The 19,930-nt window shown below is 46.3% G+C and carries 17 protein-coding genes; 16 read left to right on the top strand and 1 reads right to left on the bottom strand.

Features of this window, described 5'->3' with window-relative positions; genetic code table 11:
- Positions 1-24: 24 nt before the first annotated feature.
- From NSS94_RS18105 to NSS94_RS18075, 7 genes are all read left to right on the top strand, one after another.
- Complete coding sequence (locus NSS94_RS18105; RefSeq protein WP_029515690.1) at positions 25-666, top strand: 50S ribosomal protein L25; 642 nt, start codon at positions 25-27, stop codon at positions 664-666.
- 284 nt (positions 667-950) lie between these two features.
- A complete protein-coding gene (locus tag NSS94_RS18100; protein ID WP_029515689.1) occupies positions 951-2,447 on the top strand; it encodes a methyl-accepting chemotaxis protein in 1,497 nt (498 codons plus the stop codon).
- 189 nt (positions 2,448-2,636) lie between these two features.
- Entirely contained in the window at positions 2,637-2,885 is a 249-nt protein-coding gene (locus tag NSS94_RS18095; protein WP_029515688.1) for a hypothetical protein, read from the top strand.
- Positions 2,886-2,921: 36 nt separating this feature from the next.
- Positions 2,922-4,583, top strand: coding sequence for a sensor histidine kinase (locus tag NSS94_RS18090; protein WP_341039847.1), 1,662 nt, complete (start codon positions 2,922-2,924; stop codon positions 4,581-4,583).
- Entirely contained in the window at positions 4,580-5,344 is a 765-nt protein-coding gene (locus tag NSS94_RS18085) for a LytR/AlgR family response regulator transcription factor (protein WP_322252129.1), read from the top strand. Before NSS94_RS18090 ends, NSS94_RS18085 begins: the two co-directional genes overlap by 4 nt.
- A 190-nt stretch (positions 5,345-5,534) precedes the next feature.
- A complete protein-coding gene (locus tag NSS94_RS18080) occupies positions 5,535-6,788 on the top strand; it encodes an L-lactate MFS transporter (protein ID WP_341039842.1) in 1,254 nt (417 codons plus the stop codon).
- 177 nt (positions 6,789-6,965) lie between these two features.
- On the top strand, positions 6,966-7,877 hold the full coding sequence (locus tag NSS94_RS18075) for a serine/threonine protein kinase (RefSeq protein ID WP_029515684.1): 912 nt from the start codon (positions 6,966-6,968) through the stop codon (positions 7,875-7,877).
- Positions 7,878-7,920: 43 nt separating this feature from the next.
- On the opposite strand, the gene NSS94_RS18070 is transcribed toward NSS94_RS18075, so the two are convergent.
- Positions 7,921-10,008 carry a vWA domain-containing protein gene (locus NSS94_RS18070; protein WP_341039840.1) on the bottom strand — a complete coding sequence of 696 codons (2,088 nt, stop codon included), beginning with the start codon at positions 10,006-10,008 and terminating at the stop codon, positions 7,921-7,923.
- Positions 10,009-10,647: 639 nt separating this feature from the next.
- Between NSS94_RS18070 and NSS94_RS18065 the strand changes: the two genes are divergently transcribed.
- From NSS94_RS18065 to NSS94_RS18025, 9 genes are all read left to right on the top strand, one after another.
- Positions 10,648-12,816 carry a transcriptional regulator gene (locus NSS94_RS18065; protein ID WP_340957592.1) on the top strand — a complete coding sequence of 723 codons (2,169 nt, stop codon included), beginning with the start codon at positions 10,648-10,650 and terminating at the stop codon, positions 12,814-12,816.
- Positions 12,817-12,935: 119 nt separating this feature from the next.
- On the top strand, positions 12,936-13,361 hold the full coding sequence (locus tag NSS94_RS18060) for a hypothetical protein (RefSeq protein WP_013311475.1): 426 nt from the start codon (positions 12,936-12,938) through the stop codon (positions 13,359-13,361).
- 130 nt (positions 13,362-13,491) lie between these two features.
- Complete coding sequence (locus NSS94_RS18055; RefSeq protein WP_029515682.1) at positions 13,492-13,941, top strand: J domain-containing protein; 450 nt, start codon at positions 13,492-13,494, stop codon at positions 13,939-13,941.
- 32 nt (positions 13,942-13,973) lie between these two features.
- Positions 13,974-14,522 (top strand): FHA domain-containing protein, encoded by a 549-nt coding sequence (locus tag NSS94_RS18050; RefSeq protein WP_029515681.1) that lies wholly within the window; start codon positions 13,974-13,976, stop codon positions 14,520-14,522.
- Positions 14,523-14,589: 67 nt separating this feature from the next.
- Complete coding sequence (locus NSS94_RS18045) at positions 14,590-15,117, top strand: FHA domain-containing protein (protein WP_028542470.1); 528 nt, start codon at positions 14,590-14,592, stop codon at positions 15,115-15,117.
- A gap of 35 nt (positions 15,118-15,152) precedes the next feature.
- On the top strand, positions 15,153-15,983 hold the full coding sequence (locus NSS94_RS18040) for a PP2C family protein-serine/threonine phosphatase (RefSeq protein WP_341039838.1): 831 nt from the start codon (positions 15,153-15,155) through the stop codon (positions 15,981-15,983).
- A 22-nt stretch (positions 15,984-16,005) separates the two neighbouring features.
- Complete coding sequence (locus NSS94_RS18035; protein ID WP_341039837.1) at positions 16,006-17,871, top strand: serine/threonine protein phosphatase; 1,866 nt, start codon at positions 16,006-16,008, stop codon at positions 17,869-17,871.
- 47 nt (positions 17,872-17,918) lie between these two features.
- Positions 17,919-19,238 (top strand): normocyte-binding protein, encoded by a 1,320-nt coding sequence (locus tag NSS94_RS18030; RefSeq protein ID WP_341039835.1) that lies wholly within the window; start codon positions 17,919-17,921, stop codon positions 19,236-19,238.
- Positions 19,235-19,924 carry an iron-dependent peroxidase gene (locus NSS94_RS18025; protein ID WP_134902813.1) on the top strand — a complete coding sequence of 230 codons (690 nt, stop codon included), beginning with the start codon at positions 19,235-19,237 and terminating at the stop codon, positions 19,922-19,924. Before NSS94_RS18030 ends, NSS94_RS18025 begins: the two co-directional genes overlap by 4 nt.
- Positions 19,925-19,930: the final 6 nt, after the last annotated feature.

The raw sequence follows: 19,930 nt of genomic DNA, 5'->3' as shown, positions 1-19,930 counted from the left end.
GTAACCTGAAGGAGGTTGTATATCATGAGTTCTAATGGAGGAAGTATTCAACTGACCGCCCAGCCGAGAACAGAGAAGAAGGGTTCGGCCATTCGTGGATTGAGGTTAAAAGGACGGATTCCAGCTGTGGTTTACGGCTCTGAGCTTGAAGGAACCCCTGTACATGTCGATGCCAAGGAATTTAATAAAGTAGTCAAAACCGGACGTTCAGAGGTGTTTAACCTCACAGTAGAGGGTGGAGAAACCATTCCAGTTATTATTAAAGATTATCAACAGCGTGATAACCAATGGTTGCATGCCGACTTTCTGAAAATCTCCAAAAACAAACCGCTTCGCGTGCGTGTTTCTATTGATTATCAGGGTACACCTGCAGGTACAAAAACAGGCGGTATTCTGCAAGTTCAGGAAACGGAAGTTGAGGTCGAAGGTCTTCCGGCTGATTTGCCATCTACCATTGAGGTGGATGTATCCGCGCTGGATGTTGGCGACAAGCTGAGCGCTAGCGACTTGAAACTCCCTAAAGGAGTAACACTGCACGTCCCTGAAGAAGAACTGCTTGCTTCTATTATCGTTCCACGTGCAGTTGAAGTAGAAAATGCTGCTGTGGAAGGTGATGCAGCGGCAACCGAAGGCGCTGAAGAGGCTTCTGAAAACAAGGAATCCTAATATTATCAGTGGTACATGAACCTTTTCCAATTGCAAAGATCATCAAAAATGAATTCAAAATCGCTCCCTGTCAGGGGGGCGATTCTTTGCATTCATTTATTTACAATTACATACTCTTTCCCTTTAAGAGTTGTCCTGTTGTAATTTGACGATTAAAGGGAATGTGGAGTGTTTGCATGATTTTCATTCACTACGTGTTCTGATATGACGATATATAAAGTATGGTATTTACATTTTTATTTTATAAATACCTAATATATATTCTAAGGAGCGCGTACACAATCATGGACAGAACGAGTGAATTGTTGTGGCAAAGAAACAAATTGGTGATCATTATTTTTTGGATTATGGCCTTGAGCGGCATCGTCCCGGCATTATCTAATCCCTCGATGTGGGTATCTAATGGTGTAGGATTTGTAGTCGCGGCAGTTTTAACGATCCTGAATGTGAAAAAGAAAGGAATCCGCCTTATTCCGTGGATTACTACGTTTTTTAGCGTATTAATGTGTATATTTTTGAACTTATCTAACGTCGAGGTAGGGACCACCATATTAATTTGCTCTTTGTTTTTGCTGTATCCGTCTTACCGGTATTTTCTGGTAGCTATGACCTTAAATCTCTGTAATATATTTGTGCAAATAACAATCGGTACGCCCCCAATTCCCCCGGCTACCGGTTCTTTGCGCTATGTGCATGAGTTTATTATTGTTTTACTCATTGGTTTGCTACTGTTAGTGGTATCGGTGTTAAATCAAAAGCAGTTTAAGAAAAGTGAAGAGCAAAATAAAGATATCGATGCTACAAGGCAACGAATTGAATTTCTGTTTGAGCAAGTTAGACAAGCAGTGGCTGGATTGCATAGCTTTACAGAACGATTCAGGAATCAAGTAGATGCGACGGGCAGCGTGACAAATGAAGTCGCTATCGGATTTCAGGAGGTTGCCAAAGGGGTAGAAATGCAAGCTTCGAATATCACCGAGGTTACGGATAACTTGGCTCAATCTGACCAGCACGTGCGAGAGGTAGCTGATCATTCCCGAGAACTGAAGCAGCTTTCCGAAGATACGAAAAATGCCGGGGACAGAGGGAGCAGTCAACTGCTTGCATTGACGTCTCAAATTAAGGATTTGGGTCAAGTCATGAGTCGTACCAAAGAAGAACTGGACGAGTTTAGAGTACAAAGTGATAACATGTCTGCCATGCTTAAAGATATTACTCAAATCTCGAAACAAACTAATTTGCTGTCCTTGAATGCATCCATTGAGGCCGCCAGAGCGGGAGAGCATGGAAAAGGATTTGCCATCGTAGCTGGCGAAGTGCGTAATTTGGCTGAAATGGTAGGGAACACCTCGGTGGCGATGGAAGCTATTTTGACTCAACTGAGAACTCAGATGGATTCTGTCGTAAGCCAATTTGACATGGGACAGCACAGGCTACAGCAAAGTATGGAATCGGCACATTCGACCGAAATTGTACTGGAAGACATCCTGCAAAACGCCAATAAAGTGCTGATGCAGGCCGTGGATGTGGAAAACAGTACGAATAGCATGCAGCAGTATTCATCTCAGGTTGTTCAAGAGATGACGGAATTTTCAAGTGTAACGGAACAGGCGAGTGCAGCATCAGAACAAATTTTGGCTGGAGTAGAGGAACAACGAAATATAACCTCCAATATGGTGACCGGGTTTAGTGAGCTAGAGGCGTTGATTATCCAATTAAAAGAACTGGTACATGATCAGAAGGAGTACAACAGTCCTACCGAAATCAGCAAAAGCAAATAACCGACAAGCTTCTTCATCGGACTAGAGAGCCGGGGAGTATCGCTATCAAGCGGTACTCTCCGGTTTTTTTCTGCGTTTGAAGAAGGGAAATGAAGAAGAGGCGATTTCTAGAAGCTATAATTAGATGGAAGTTGATGGTATAATTTGTGGCAGTTTAAATGCTTTGTAACTAAGGGGGGATAAATTCTTATGGAGCTTAAATATTTGTTATTCGGCGTGTTGAGCCTATTGGGTAGCGGAGTGATATATACGATGGAGCGCTTTATAGCGGTCATTCAATGGGCTGCGAATTCCGTACCTGTTAAATTGAATAGTTCGGGCATTTCTATGTCAGAACCTGATATGCCGAGTTTTGTTGACAATATATTTGTTATTATTTTATTCGTATGTGGCTTGATGATACTTGGGTATGGTGTGTATGAACGACGTACACGATAACATAAGCATATTCGTTTTTATTTGGGAGGAACGCAGGTGAACGCCTTGTTGGAAATGCTGATGCAGCTATTTGAGCGCGCAGCGTTGTTACTGATTTGTTTATTTTTTATTACACGTATCCCCCGATTTAAGGAAACCTTGCAAAAGAACAGTCATTCTCCGGCAGAGCTGGCCATACTAACATTGATTTTTTGCACGTTTGCGCTGTTTGGCACCTACACCGGGATTGAAGTCGAAGGTTCGCTTGTTAACGTTCGAATCATAGCAATTATGGCAGGCGGTATTTTGTTTGGACCCTGGGTTGGGATCGTTACAGGTATTATATCGGGTATCCATCGTTATCTGATTGATATCGGGGGAGTGACCTCGATTCCGTGTCTGATTACGAGTATTCTGGCAGGTGTGGTGTCAGGATACATCGGCCGCCGGGTCAATCGTTCCAAGAGATGGCTGGTCGGTATCGCCGCAGGTATGGTCTGCGAAGCGTTGACGATGCTGCTCATTATGGTGATGGCACAACCCCATAGCCTTGGAGTGGACATCGTTTCCAAGATTGGTCTACCGATGATTATCGGAGAAGTCAGTATCGGTTTAATCGTTCTGTTGATCCAGAGTGTGGAGGGGGAAAAGGAGAATATCGCGGCCAGACAGGCCAAGCTGGCACTGGATATTGCCAATAAGACGTTACCTTATTTTCGCTCCATTAATACCGAATCCTTGCATACGATTTGCTCGATTATAAAAGAAGACATCAAGGCAGACGCGGTGGCGATTACGGATACCAGAGATGTGCTGGCCTATGTAGGTTTTGGCGAAGAGCGTTATCACATCGGAGATGAGATCATTAGCGATGTGACTAAATCGACGATCCGCAGCGGTAAAATCACGATCCGCAATCATATTGCAGACGATAAAACACCCCAAATCCAGTCCCTGCTCATTATCCCGTTAGAGGAGCGGGGAGAAGTAACCGGAACGTTGAAGATTTATTATCGCAAAGCTTATAAAATCACGTACCCGTTGCAGACGATGGCGATTGGCTTGTCTCAAATCATTTCCACGTTAATGGAAGTATCGCGTGTGGAGCAAATTAAGGAAGCGGCGAATAAGGCCGAGTTAAAGGCACTCCAGACTAAGATCAATCCTCATTTTCTGTTCAACGCGCTGAACGCCATTGCCTCGACGACACGCACCAAGCCGGATAAGGCACGAGAGCTGATCATTAATTTATCGGGTTATCTGCGCTATAATTTGGAGCTGAATGATGATTTGATTGAAATTCATAAGGAGCTTCAGCAGGTGTCTGATTACGTAGAAATTGAAAAAGCACGCTTCGGCAACCGGCTTCAGGTAGAGTATGTAATGGATGAGGTGTCTGTGCGTATTCCAAGCCTTATTATCCAGCCCCTGGTTGAGAATGCGATTAATCATGGAATCCTCAAGAAAAAGGGGGCAGGTACAGTAACCATTTCTGTAAAGGATCGTGGAGAAAAGGTGCGTATTTCTGTGGCAGATACCGGGGTGGGTATACGCGATGATGTTGTGGATAACCTGTATCATGATCGGGTTCCGGCTAAACAGATCGGCTTGTACAATGTGCACAGACGACTCAAGCTTATGTACGGCGAAGGAGTTATTATTCTCAAGCATGAGCCGGGCACCGAAGTTTATTTTGACATACCAAAGGAGAAGTCATGAAGGCCATAATTGTAGAAGATGAACTTCCGGCGCGTGAAGAGCTGGAGTATCTTATTCAGACTCATAGCAACATTGAGGTGACCGATAGTTTCGAGGATGGGCTAGATGTGTTTCGGTTTCTGCAAGATCAGGAGACGGACGCGATCTTTCTGGACATTAATATTCCTTCATTGGACGGGATGCTGCTGGCACAGAACATTAGCAAATTTGCCAAAAAGCCCTATATTATTTTTACGACCGCCTATAAAGAACATGCGGCGCAGGCTTTTGAACTGGAGGCGTTCGACTACATCCTCAAACCCTATGATGAAAAACGGATCGCATCTATGCTGCGTAAGCTGGAAAATGCTTATGAGCAGCAGAACGTTCCAATACAGGAACCTGTCCAGACGGCGCAACCCCGAGCTGCTGAAGCCAGTGCCGTTGCTGCGCCGGGTCGAATAAATCTGCTTAAAAATGACAAAATTATTGTAACGGATGCGAACGATATTTACTATGCGTGTGCGCAGGAAAAGGTGACTCGTGTCTTTACAAGACATGAAGAATATACGATGCCGATGAGCATTTCGGAATTTCATGCCAGGCTACCACAGCAGGACTTTTTCCGCTGTCACCGATCGTACACGGTAAATCTGTCGCAGATCCGTGAAATTGTACCTTGGTTTAACCATACGTATCTCCTGCGTTTGCGTGGACTAGAAGCTGAAATTCCGGTAAGCCGTAGCAAGGCCAAGGAATTTCGGCAAATTATGCGACTTTAAAGGCATTTCATTCCGCTATATGTGCATTTCATTCCTCAAACGATTTCTGGCTAACATGCAGGGTTATAATAATCCATGTAGAGAGAATCCTTACAGACTTGCTCCTCCTCAGGCGCAAAGCATACTGGATTCCCGGTTATCATAATCACAAATTGACGCTGTAGAGCCGGAATGAAAAGAGGAGATTGAAATGAAAACAAACAGCGGAAATCGTTGGCTTGTCGTACTTGGAACAATAATTGTACAAATGGGATTAGGAACCATTTACACATGGAGTTTATTTAATCAACCGTTGGTGGACCGCTTTGGCTGGAACCTCAGTTCGGTTGCCATTACATTTTCAATTACCAGTTTTGCACTGGCATTTGCTACTTTATTCGCAGGCAAACTACAGGATAAATGGGGACTACGTCGTTTGATTTTGTGTGCAGGTGTCGTGTTAGGAGCAGGACTCATGCTCAGTTCGCAGGTAACATCACTGTCCCTGCTTTACATTTTGGCGGGTATTGTCGTAGGATTTGCGGATGGAACGGCATATATTACATCACTTTCGAATCTGATTAAATGGTTTCCTGAGAAAAAAGGACTTATTTCCGGTATTTCGGTTGGGGCATATGGAACAGGCAGTCTTTTATTCAAGTATATTAATGGTTCGTTGATTCAGTCCGTTGGCGTATCGCAAGCATTTTTATATTGGGGAATGATCGTGCTGATCATGATTGTGGGTGGTTCTTTCCTGGTAAGAGAAGCTGTAGTCGTGAACAAGCCTTCGGTACAAAATGGGGTCGTACAGCGGGACTACACCGTTAAAGAAATGTTGCGCACCAAGCAGGCATACCTGCTGTTCGTCATGTTCTTTACCGCTTGTATGAGTGGTCTCTACCTGATTGGAGTCGTCAAAGATATCGGCGTACGGATGGCCGGCCTAGATGTAGCAACAGCCGCGAATGCGGTCGCTATGGTCGCTATTTTCAATACGGCAGGTCGGATCATTTTAGGTGCGCTATCGGATAAAGTAGGTCGTCTGAAAGTAGTAGCGGGTGCTCTATTAACAACGGCGGTTGCAGTTACAGTGCTGAGTCTATTACCGCTGAATTATGGTTTGTTCTTTGCCTGTGTAGCAGGAATTGCTTTTTGCTTCGGCGGCAACATTACAGTCTTTCCTGCCATCGTAGCTGATTTCTTCGGTCTGAAAAATCAAAGCAAAAACTATGGTATTGTGTATCAAGGCTTTGGCCTCGGTGCGCTGGCGGGATCATTTATCGCAGCCTTGCTCGGCGGGTTCATCCCTACCTTTACTACGATTGCTGTGCTGTGTGTCGTATCGTTCCTAATTGCCCTCACCATTCGCACTCCGGAACAAGGTAAAGGCAAACTGCGCAGTGAACGGAAGAAAAATACGAACAGTGTGCGTAGCATGAAGCCCGGAACAAAACTGGGTTAAAGGATTTGAGAAAAAAGGACCAGATGAATGCCAAAAGACCTGTCATCATTTCTCTGTGGGAGATTATGGCAGGTTATTTGTTTTTCCAATAATCTATTTTACGGTATAATAAAAAGATGTGTAATAAGCCGATATATACAAAAGACATAAGCTAAGAACCTGACAGGAGGACGAGTCATGATCGTGGATACAAGCGGGAATCTGCTTGCCCGCAATACGAAGCTGCGAAATACATATCAAATTCGAAGCGCCTTGTCCCGCAGTGAGCTGGCCATCGTGTATACGGCAAGGCTGTTGGATAACCGAGAAAAGGTCATTGTGAAGGAATTTTTTCCGAACGCACTGGCTTTGCGGGGGATGGATCGAAAAACGGTCACTTGCGGTGCTTCTATGCAATCCAAATACGTGGAGTTTATGCATTATTTTTTGCGTGAAGGGCAAATGTTGAAGGAGTTAAGTCACCCGGGAATTGTCGGTTATATAGATCACTTTGAGGAAAATGGAACTGCCTATCTGGTCATGGAATACTGTGCAGGCAAGACACTGGATCGAATGATGAAAGAAGAGGCTGCGCCAACGTATGACCCCACTTTTTTGTACCATACGCTGCTACCTTTAATTGATGCCATGGAGTACATTCATGACAAAGGAATTATTCATCGGGATATTAAGCCGGGCAACATTATGATTGGGGAAAATGGCAACGTCAAGCTGATTGATTTTGGTTCGGCTGTGCATTTTGAAGGCAAAGAGCATCCGATTTTCACCACGGCGGGCTATTCTCCGCTGGAATTTTACTCTAATCGTTCGCAGCAGGGGCCTGTGTCTGATATCTATAGTTTGGCCGCCACGTTGTACTATTGCCGAAAAGGAACACCTCCGCCAGATGTGCCAGGCCGATTGTTTGCAGATCATGCTGAGCGGATTCAGATTGAAAATGCGGGACTTTCTCTGCTGCCGTATGTCATTCGGCGTGGTCTGGAGGTACAGGCTAACAAGCGCTGCCGCTCACTTCGATGGTTTAAAGCCGCACTACGTGCGGAATATTGGATAAAAAAAGGGAAGCGCCCTACTCTTACGGTTCGTTAATCGTAAGAGACGGCGCTTCTCTTTTTTTACGTTGTGACCGACATTATCCTGTCGGAGCTTGGATATGGTCGGTGTACACTGAAGTATTCGGTTTAATCGCTTTGTATCGCAGCTCGATTTCAGTGACACCATCCTCGAATGTAATGTACAGTTTGTCACTGTACTCCATGACCGCTTTTTTGTTGCGAGCTAATCTGATCTTTCCATGCTGTAAGGCACAGCGTGTATCATGTTTCACGATCAGGCTCCCTTTTTTACCTGCGGAAAATAGGATCCGTTCCGCTTCTGGCAACGGTTCGTGAACGTCAAGCGTACGGAACAACTCCTGCAAGCTGACCTTACGACCCGGAAAGGAGGTGAGCGGCCAGGATTTTACGGGAATCTCCTGCCCACTTGCTGTAGCGAGAAAATATCCTTCGATTCTTCCGGCAAACTGCGGCTTCGGCCGCAAGAACCAATACAGAAGAGCGGCTACCACGATACTGATGGCTACTGTCCATTTAATGGCTGTATACCGAGATTGTACGGTAACGGTTAGTGTAGCGCTGCTGGATGCTCCTTCCGGATCGGTGGCAGTAATCTTTAGCTGAGAGTCACCTGTGCGGAGCTCGGATAGCAGCAGATCATTACCGTTAATCTCAGCATGGATCGCATCCCCAGAGGATTCTGAATCCAACTTATAGTTCAGCTTGTCATGATTCGGGTCAACAATAAAATCCGAAACACTTCGACGGGAATCACCGTCTTCTTTCACCAGGTGAATCGTCAGGTCTTTTAAGACCTGTGGCGCTGCATTGGCCGCGTGAACTTTATGTACAGTTCCCTTACGGTACCATTGCGGACTATCCAGAGATAGCTGCCATGTATAATCCCCGGTTTGAGGGAACGCATATTCGGTATGGAAGGCTCCTGACTTATAGGTCATAGGCACCTTTTTGGCTGTGCCCCCCTTTGGAGTAACAATAATATGGGCTTGGAGAGACGTATATACGGCTTCATCCGTAAGCTTTTGACTGTCGGCTAACAGGAGCTGAGCTTGAAACGGTGTGGCTTGACCTTTCAGCAACTGCACAGGCTTGTCGCCATGAGTGGCTGATGCTTGCTTTCCTCCCATGGTTGCTTCGGCTTCCAGTCGGTAGCTGCCAAGTAAATTGATTTTCACCAAATCCCCGCGTATGCCCCGTAGTTTCAACTTCACTTTGCCTGCCTGTGGATGCTCGATTTTTAAAATCGCATATCGGCTCGACTTGTACCTGCGGACATTTTCTGAATTGGAATATAGCTGTGTTTCCAGAAGGGGATGCTCCGACAAAAGCACCAGATTGGCTTCCTCCATACTGGAATCAGGTAGAGTTACAGTTAATTCCTGCATCTCGCCAGTGGTCGTAATTGCAGCAATTGGAACGAGCTTGGAGCGAATTTGATTGGCGAAAATACGGTTCAGAATTTCCGGCAGATCCTCGGCACTACTCGTAATAAAAGAAGCTCCACCCGTTTGAGAAGCGATCCGTTCGAGTTCTTGTCGGTTCACTGTGCCATCATGGTTCAGACCAATCGTGTACACCGGATATCCTTTGGTCTGTGCAGATTTGATGACAGAGGATACATCGTTATTGGAGTCACCTTTGGATCGGGAACCAGAGGAGGCACCAAAATCAGTCTCTCCATCTGACAATAGAATCATAAAAGGCTGACGCCCTTGGGATGCTCCTGCCGCTAGAAGCTCTGAGCCTTTGCGCAACCCAAGTCCCAAATCCGTATAACCGGAACGGTTAAGTGTTCTGATTTCCTGCTGGATCTGGGATTTTTGCGCTGCCACGGCAATCGAAGTGAGTGGTTTCGAGGCGACCACGTGATGATTGTAGGCAACGAATCCGACGCGTGTGCGGTCTGCATCACTCAAATCCATAAACATATTGATGACTTCCGCGGCAATGCCCTCAGGATCGGTATCCCTCATGGAATAACTGGTATCCAATACAAAAACGGCATCATAACCCTCGATCGGGACAGCACCTAAAGATGCTGCATTAGCCTGATTTACAGTGCAAATGCCCCCATTTAAGCCTATTTGTAAAAATAGTACAAAAGTCATGAAAACGGTAATTCCTAGTTTCCTTATTCTGAACATAAGCTCCTCCATCGCCGAGGCCAACATGGGGGATCAACTCTCCTAATCCTTGGGATATAAGGGATAAAGGATCAAAACAGCTGATAAACCTCACATTAGCCATGAATTTGATTCTTTTACGCTTATCAGAAATATCCAATGGACTTCTATCGGTAATTGAGTTCCATTTGTGAATATTTCCCTGAAGAAACAGGTCTAACATATCATGAAAATTACGTATTCACGCATAAAATGAGTCAAAATGCCCTGTTTCAATCTGAGACTACAGAAATTGACAAAACTGAAGAATGCTTTGTATGATAGCTCTCGTATCAACGGCAAAAATTGGGATTGAAGTTAGGAATACGAAATCATAAATTTAAAATTTCTGTGTTATCTGACTTTGTGATTTTAGAAATACATCTCATTTGCATGCTTTGCCGTTAAAAGCCGAATAACGCTTCGGACCGATTTTCGAGGTTACATGCCTGTACCGTAAATGTGGTATAAGCTCAATCCTTTGACGAATTTAAATGTTAAGTAGGGGGGAGGAGGCAAAAGAACTAAAAATGAGTATTCGTCCGTTTCAAATTGGACATCCCGTGTCCGTATATGGAGCAATGGACCTATAACTCATACTTTATTCATTTGCCGACAGCGATGGAAATCATTTATCAAACCAACCGGACAATGCTTTTTGAAGAGATTAACCCGGAAAAGCTGGACCTGATCACCATTGTAGGTGATGTGAAGGGTATTGACAGCTTGAGCGATGAGAAGATCAAGGAAATTAATCAGCACCTTCTGGTGCGCAGCTTTGACGAATTTTTGGATAAGTTTTCGCCGACTGTGTATTCGTTTTTTAACGCGGCCAATCAAAAAGTCGTCTACACCCTTAAAAAGCCAGAGGGAATTGATGAGGATAGCATTTCTGAAATTCGTGTAAATCAAAGTAATGACTTTCTGAAAATGTTGTTTACGCTCATCGATACCAAGCGGAGTCAAGGAATCACTAATGTAGATTTCAAATTTGAAAATCTGCTGGATATGATTTCACCGAAAAAGGTCATGGATGATATTCGCCAAGTCCGCAAAGAAATTCACTATATGTACGGTGAATACGACAAGCTGGATGATGGTGACCCGAAGAAACTTGACATGGGTGACAAGCTGAATGGCATGTTCGAGGAAGCGAGTCAAAACTACAACAACGTTATGGCTATGCTCCCACTGGCAATTGAGGACATCAAAACCCGCCTTCTGCTCGGTGGCGCCCAAGAGGAAAACTCCGGTGAACTGATCCAGGTGGGCATGCTCTCCATCGGGGAAAGCGGCGAACTGAAAATTATTGAAGCGCCGAAGAGCGACAGCACTGAGCTGATGTTGTTGGATGAGAACAGCACTGGCGATCTCTCTCAAGTATTCGAAGAAGATTATAACTCTATCACAGATACGCCTTCTGATTATGTGAAGGATTTGGTAGTTCGCACGTTTGTGCCACTGCCAGCTGTTCAGACCAAGGTGGATACAGCAGTTGAGGTTCAGAACTACAACACGTATCTGGAGTTCTATAAAAATGCCAAGGATGATTTCGTAAAGGCGGTTAAGCCGCTTGTGGAAAAAATTCTCGGTGTCAAAATGTTCTTCGATCAATATGCAACGAAGAGCAAAGGCATGCTGCCGACAATGCTGGTGGCGAACAACAAGCTGGACATGCTGGTAAAAAGCAGCAATATCCCGCGCCTGGAAACGTACCTGAACACTGTGAATGCTAAGAATGAATTTAGCGACACGATCTGGTTCGGTATCGTTCCATCCGTCGAGCTGGAAGCGGGCGGTAAGGTAAAGGTTTCACGTGAACGCTTCAAGGGCAACGAGAAAGTTGTTAAGCAGGGCGGAAATTCTATGGAATCGCTCTCGATGCTGCTGCAAGTCGTGAAAGATTACAAAATTCAAATGTTCTTTAATTTTGAATCCGGTGAAGAAACGACTTTCAACAGTATGGCAACAGCAGGCATCGATAAATATGTCGATAAATGCGCCAGTCTCGTTCGCAGAGAATATAGCGAATTTGCAATTCCTTGTGTACCGAACTTTACGATTATTCCGAAGGACAAATCGGGTGTCATTATCGACAGCAAAATGCTACAGACCGAAGATGGTGTACAGCTCTCTAAGGAGAAAGAGGATATTCTCAAGCTGTGGATCGAGGGCGTTTATGTAGGTGCAGCCTACGTTGCCGCCGGCTTGGTCGCTTCCTATCAGTGTCCTGAATACCTGCGTGAGACGTTCAAAACGGTCAATAAGAACTTCCCTGGCGTACGCTTCGATATCGAAGCAGGAGACAACAGTCTGCGCACGGTGACGACGATGGCCAAGGAGATCACCGGTTTCACCAACACGATCAAGGATGCCATCAACCGTAAAAACTTCGGCTTTGTATTCTCGTCGGAGAATGCACAGATCCAGGATAAGGATATCCGCCGGATTACCGTCTACAAGGCGAGAAGCATGGCGATGTCCGAGGACGGTTTTGACTCCATCTACAAGACGCTGGTCAGCACGTATATTGAACGTATTTTGCGCTACCAGACAGGGGACTTCAAACACGAAAATATCGTCCGTTTCTTCAGTAACAATCCGAGCAGTCAGAAGAGCAAGTGGCTGAGCAGCAGAGGATCTGTTAACTCGATCATTCAGGACGGAGACGATATGAGCTTCATTATTGATGAGAAAAGCAATATGTGCCATATCGACCTGGTCTTCAACGGTAATGTGAAGAACCTGGAAGTCATGATCACTAAAGGAACCAGCTCGGTCAAATCATGATCCGAGCACTACGAAAGATGTTAGAGGCGTTTCTTTCCAGAACCGCCTTTATACATAAATCGCGAAGAAGCTCTGCTTCTTCCGCCATCATATTACCTAATTTCAAGGAGGCAACACACATGGGATTCAGATTGAAAGTAGAAGGACAAGAAACAATTGAGCTGGGCTTGGATAACATCCAAACGGTTATTTATGACACCGATACACCGGACGATTCCAATGCACGCTCCACTGACGTAGGCTCCACGCTGCGCATCAGCGGCAAAATCATCACAGCAGTAGACGGTGACAGCGCGGATGACACGCTGAAACTGGCTTTGTGGTCTCTGGTTCCTGCTGAAAAAGCAGACAGCTACCGTAAAGTAACACTGGAAGTTATCGCAGCTGATCAAGTTGTGCGTAAAATCCACTTCCCGAATGCTTTCGTTGTAGACTACAACGAGCACTTCGGCGACACAGAAGGTGTAGGTGCATTTACACTCTACATCAAACAAAAGAAAGACAAAACCGAGCTGGCTACAATCGACGGCGGATATCCGGTTTAAGCTTAACGTCTTCACGTTAAGTGCAGCTTAAACACACACTCACCCGGCACATAAGTGCAGGGTGGATAAATATTAAGAGGCCTACGGGTCTCTTAATATTTATTTTTTTCGGAGAGGGGAACATCACACAATGACTAACTACTATGAGCTGCTCGGTGTCAGCCGGGATGCTTCGGAGGCAGAGATTAAGCAGGCTTACCGTAAACTGGCCAAAAAGTATCATCCTGATACCAACCAGGGAAGCGAGGAAGCAACGCGCAAGTTTAAGCTGATTCACGAGGCTTACAATACATTGCGTGACGAAGCATTGCGGCAGGCATACGATGCCGAGCTCATCCGAAAAACCGAGGGAGCTGGCGGGAAACAGCAAGAGAGAGGGAGAGGGGCTTCATCTTCCGGCGGTGCGCGTACGGCAGCCAAAGGATTCAATCCGGCTGATATAGGAACTGATTTTGAGCAATTTTTTGGTTTTCATCCGAAAACGAAGGAAGGCTCACCAGGGAAAAAAACGAAAAAATCCGGTGATCCGACGGATACCTCAGCGATGTTTAACCAATTTTTTGGTATTCGTAAAAAATGATGATTTCAGGATAGAAATGGGGGAAGCAAGCAGTGAAAACGGCGCAGAACAGATGGGTTTTCATCATAGATGTTGCCATGTTCGGGCTGATGCTGGCGATCGCCTTTTATGTGTTTAATCGTACAGGCTACAGCGGTTTGAAAACCGTGGTCGCGACAGGTATTGGAATCGGCGTGCTTGTATACATACTGCGCAATCTGGTGTCCGTTGTACCTGTGGCCAAGTCAAGGGCACAACGTCAGCGGATTGCCAAGCTGGTGTTGATTGATGAAGAGGGCGAGTCCATTAAAGAATGGTATATCGAAGGCGAAACGTCGCTCTTAATCGGCAAAACGACGTCACGTTCGGAGGCGGATATTGATTTGGCAGGTACAGATTATGCCTCCCTGGTAAGTGTGGAACATGCGGTACTCAACCGGGTGAACAGCGACTGGTTTGTGGAAGATGTGGATTCCGGTAATGGTACAGGCTTGCGGTCTGCCAACGAAAGTGTAACCAAGAAATTGGAAAGCGGTGAGCCATACCGGATTTACTCAGGTGACTTGTTATATATTGCCAATACAAGGGTGCTCGTTAAATAGATGAGGATGCTGCAAAATCCTCAGATCGCTGAAAAGACAATCATGACAATGGGGGAAGGAACCGACTATGAGTTTGACAAGATGCCCGAACGGACACATGTTCAGTACACGAAAGCACGGAAATACGTGTCCTTATTGCAACACGGTAGTAAATATAGCTGCACCCAAGAGCGCGGAGCCAGCAGCGAAAACAAACGTCGCGGGAGATAATGACAAAACAATGCCGTATTTGGGTGAGACGGTGGGTATTCATCCGGTAACTGGATGGCTGGTATGCATCGAAGGAGCACAGGTGGGTCAGGACTATCGCATTATGGCAGAGAAGAACTTTATCGGACGCGCAGAGGAAATGCATGTCCGCATTATCGGGGACAACACGATTTCTCGCAGAAATCATGCGGTCATTGTGTATGATCCGAAGAAACGCAACTTTTACTTGCTGCCAGGCGATTCATCAGGTTTAGCGTACCACAATAACGAGGCGGTATATTCACCAGCAGAGCTGGCTGCCTATGACGTGATTCAGCTGGGACACAGCAAATTTATCTTTATCCCGCTGTGTGGCGCCCATTTTGAGTGGGATAACGAAAACTAGGATGGAATTGGGCAATGGTGCAGGGAGGTAACGATATGCAGCCTTATTTTGTTGTAAGTGGAGCTGCGGTACTATTCGCTGTTCTTCTCATGATCCGTATACGACTGACGCGAAGTTCCGGCAGCCGTACCGTAAGTGGAATTGAAATCGGAAATGGTCAAACGGTCGGGAGCCGAAGCGAGCAGGATGATTATTTCTCCAGTATGACGACACCTGTCGGTACGCTGGCTGTTGTCGCAGACGGTATTAGTGGACTGGCCAATGGACGTATGTCCAGTACCTTGGCTGTGACGACTTTTACAAAGGCATTTGCCAAGCTGGAAGATGCAACGAATTTGAACGGATATTTTGCAGAAGCGGCAACTCAAAGCAATCGCGGCATTTTGCAAAATTTGAATGGACAGGGTGGAGGAACGACGCTGGCTGCGGTCATTGTGTGCGGATATCAGCTGCATTACGGAGCGGTGGGTGACAGCCTGATTACGATTTACCGTAATGGTCATTTCCAAACAGTCAATTCCAAGCATACAGCAGAAACACTGCTGGAGGAACGAGTGCTTGCTGGACAAATGACCTCGGAGGAAGCCAAAACGAGTCCAGTGCGCAATCAACTGGTCAACTACTTGGGCTATGAGGGCTTTGAGAGCATGGAACTGGGGAGTGCACCGATTCGTCTGTATTCGGGCGATCATGTGCTGTTGTGCAGCGATGGCATTCAGGAGGCGCTGACGGAGATTGAATTGGAAGAGATTATGCGCAAGGGTGGAACACCGCAGGAAACAGCGGATGCCATGATCGACGCCATTAATGATAAAGGCTTTAAAAGTCAGGATAATGCAACAGTACTTATTTTGGCGATAGGATGAAACAAGAAAGACGGGGGTAGCGATGCGCAAGGACAACAGCGATTTTAGTACCGCCTTTGTGTCGGAAGCGGGCTCTTACATAGACAACCGGGACTATTTTGCATTCATGGAGACGGACGACATGGCCTGTTATGTCCTCGCAGACGGTCTGGATTCGGATCAGGAGCTGCGCAGCGCAGAAATGGTTGTCAAAACGGTGCTGGAAAACTTCATGGAGAAGCCTTCCATGTCCAAGCGGCGCTTGATGAGAGATCTGCGTGAAGCGCAGGAATGGCTGCAATTTGAAAGCCGTCGTGTTCGGCTCAAAGCCAGTCTGCTGATGGTAGTGACCAACTACAACAAAATGGTGTACGTTTCGTGCGGTAATGTGCGGCTATATCATTTTCGCAATGGAAGGCTTAATTTTCGCAGCAAGGATCATAGTCTGGCTCAGTCATTGGCAGATGATGGACGCATTCCAGACGAAGCGACCAGCACACATGAGGAACGAGGTAATCTGCTGGAATACTTGGGAAATCCGAATGGAGTTCATGCCCATTACGCCAAAAAGACCCAGCTTGCAGATGGAGATGTAATCCTGCTCGCCACATCCGGGATGTGGGAGGACGTTGAGCTGGCGGAAATGCTGGGGGCGCTAGAGGAAGCGAAGGATCCGGTCATGCTGACGGATACGTTGGAAGAGGTTCTGCTGAGCAAGCAGCGCCGGACGGTGAATAATTACACGGCTGCGGCCATTTATGTAAATAAAGTTTTCCAGGAAAAGCCTAAAAACCGCCGCAAGCTGATCAAACGGATTTTGCTTGCTTTGCTTATCTTTATTGTTGTGGGCGGGGGAGCATGGATTACACTGGCGCGTATGGCAGCGAACAAGGCGGCTGCGCTGGAAACGATGGTCGAATCGGCACAGGCCGCGGATGATTACGCCAGGGCAGGAGATTATGCGAAGGCACTCAAGTCCTACAGTGAAGCGAAAAACGCGGCGGTTAAAATTAACGATAAGATTCATAAGCGACTATATACAGCCGAGCAGAAACTATCTCAATTACTGGTGGACGGAGACGGCTACGTGGAAAAGGCGGACTTTACCAAAGCTGAAGCCAGCTACGAGAAAGCACGGAAAAGCGCTGGTCTGTACCCGCCTTTCAATGTGAAGGATATTGAGCATAAAATCGACCAACTGGACAGCTATGCTGAGACGGCGAGCTGGATGAAGGACGGAGATTTGAAATTTCAGGGCGGCGATTACACGAATGCACTCAAGCTGTACAAAAAAGCAAATAAGGCTGCGATGGAATCCGGTTATACGTCTGCGCAAAAAGAACTGGAGAAGAAAATTACCGAGGCCAACGATAAATTGACTGCTATTCAGCAGCAGCTCAAGGAGATTCAAGCTGGCAAGCTTCAGGCTAAAGGAGATCGAATGATGAAGGATCTCGATTATGAAGGAGCCATTGATGCCTATAGCGGGGCACAGGAAATTTATCAGGAGATCGATAAGCTCGAAAGTGTTCTGGCATTGGAGCGGAGCATAGCCAAGGCGGAGGAAAAGCAGAGCGCTGAGCAGCAGAAAAACGGTCAGCTTCCTGCTGGATTGGGATTGTCTGACGGAGCGTTGAACGACACGGACGCAGGGGACACAGCGAGCGAAGCTTCGCCTTCCGCTGCTGCAGAATCGCAAACGAAGGCTGCGCCAACGGCTTCAGCGGGTACTACACCCGCGAAGAAGGAAGCCTCTTCGGCTACAAAGAGCAGTGGTACGGGCGATGGAAATGCTTCTTCGGCCAAGGCGGACACCAGCAAAGAGCAAGGAACTGCTGATTCCGCTTCTAAAGCAGCAGGGGCGTCTGATTCAGAGAGCCAAGATCGGGCTGCTGCGAACGGAAGTTAAGTTTTTCATGTTCAATGAATGCTGGAGCCGGAAAGGAGTGAGACGTCGTGAAAGAACTGGTGCAGGACCGTTTGAGCAAGATGGACGATTTAGAGCAGAGACGTTTACTGAAAAATATGATGGCTGGGGTATTTATGAACCTCGTCGAATATCAGGAAGAAATGACCCGCCAGCTAGAACGGCGGGTATTTGAGGAAATTGAGAATACGGAAGAAAAGTTTGATGTGTACGTGTCATTGACATCGCGTGAGGACTATGACCCGATTCATGAATTTTTATATCCTGTGTTACCGTCCGATACAGAGGAAAAACAGGTGGACATCAGTCGTGTGGCAGAGGTGGTACGCGAAGGCGGGGCGATGCCGCTGTTTACGCTTTTTCTCGAGATGGAGACCGAACGAATCTTAGCACTGGTACGCAGCAAGCGAATTTTCTCAGGAATGTTAGTAACGGAAACCGGAAACTATCCGATTCGTTTTCGTCTGGAGCACAACCGTTCTTATATCTTGGAGATTGAGCAGCTATATCATACGTTTATGCAAAATGGCATGCCGTGGAAAACGATTAATCACCCGTACGCTTATAAATTTGTCGATTGTGTATTGATTGGAGGAGACGGCGAGCCAGCCGCCCATGAGGAAATTCATGAAATTACAATTTCATTGGAAGAATTCGACGTTTATAAGAAGGGCGACGTTTTTCCGCTTTGGAACATTGAAAGGCTGGCTCTAAAAAACAGCGGTTTTCCTATACCAGCTATGGATCGTGTGAACTATGAGCATGTGCTGCCTTTGCGTAAAACAGGACCTGAGCATGGGTACCTGATTGACGGGACTGAAGGCGATATCCGGTATATCAAGCGTACAGAAGAGGAACTGACGATTGTCACACCACGTGATAAATCTGGCGAATGGAATGTGTTGAAGGTTACGAAGCCAGTTACGACAAGACTTAGTCGTCAGACTTATCCGGTATTGTCCAATCGGCGACAGGACAGCTTTTTGGGTCGCTATGCTGGAAAACAGGCCGTGATTGTCCGTGCCAAAGCGGAAATCACGCGCATCGTAAATTCTTTTGAAGCAGCGCAGGGGCTGGAGCTGGAACGTGTGGACATCTGGGGAGGTACAGGGAGAAATGATGTAAGCAACCTTTTAACCAAAACCCAGACGTATCCGTTAAATCCGTTTGTCAGCGATAACGTGCGGACTGAGGAGGGAAAGCAGATCATGCGTTTGGCGTTCAGACGTGGTTCTGAGGATGTTTTGCCAGTCGCACCTGCTTATATTTTATCCGATTTGATGAGCTTTCTAGTATCGGAAGTGCAGATGTATTTTCCGGAGTACAAGTGTGAAGGAGAATGGGTGTGAATTACGTCTGGGATTTGCTCATGCGCGCGAGGGAACAGGGGCTGGATGTAGATAAATTCCGCTTCGTACCCGCTGTCAGCTACTCTCCGTATATGGAGCTTAGTCTGGCAGAGTTGAATACTTCCCATTTGGAGCAGGTAGTGGAAATCAATCCGTACTACCGCTTTTATTCTATTTTTCGGGATCTGTTTCCACCGGATGCTGAAGAGTATCTAGAGCTGAGAGAATCGCTATTTGATATTATGATGCATTTCCTGGCGGAAATGGACTTGTATCAAGGGATGAATCGGCGGGAGTACCATATCCGGTTTGTTCAGCGTGATATTGCAGAGGGCATTTTTGGCCCGAAGGTAAAGGAAGGCTTTGGACAATTAAACCGTGAGGATCAGGACGCGATTGCTGAAGGATTGCTGCGCCTGTATGAGACGGGAGAAGCCGTACATTTGCTAAAAGAAACGATGCGGCGCGTCTTTCATCGCTCAATCATTTACACCAATTGTGAGGAAAAAGACGAACTGCTCATCTATATCGGCCAAGAGGAGACACCATTGTCACGGATTAAAGTGGATTTGATTCTGGATTTGTTTCTTCCGGCACGTTTTACGACGGAATTGTATTGGACAAGTCATTTCGGCATTTTGGAGGAAGATCCTACGATGAAAATAGACGCTATCGCCCTCTATTAAGGCTAA

It is taken from the genome of Paenibacillus sp. FSL L8-0644 (assembly GCF_038008165.1).
GTDB lineage: Bacteria > Bacillota > Bacilli > Paenibacillales > Paenibacillaceae > Paenibacillus > Paenibacillus polymyxa_D.
The sequence above is the reverse complement of the archived record's forward strand: the minus strand, read 5'-3'. Positions and strand labels throughout refer to the sequence as shown.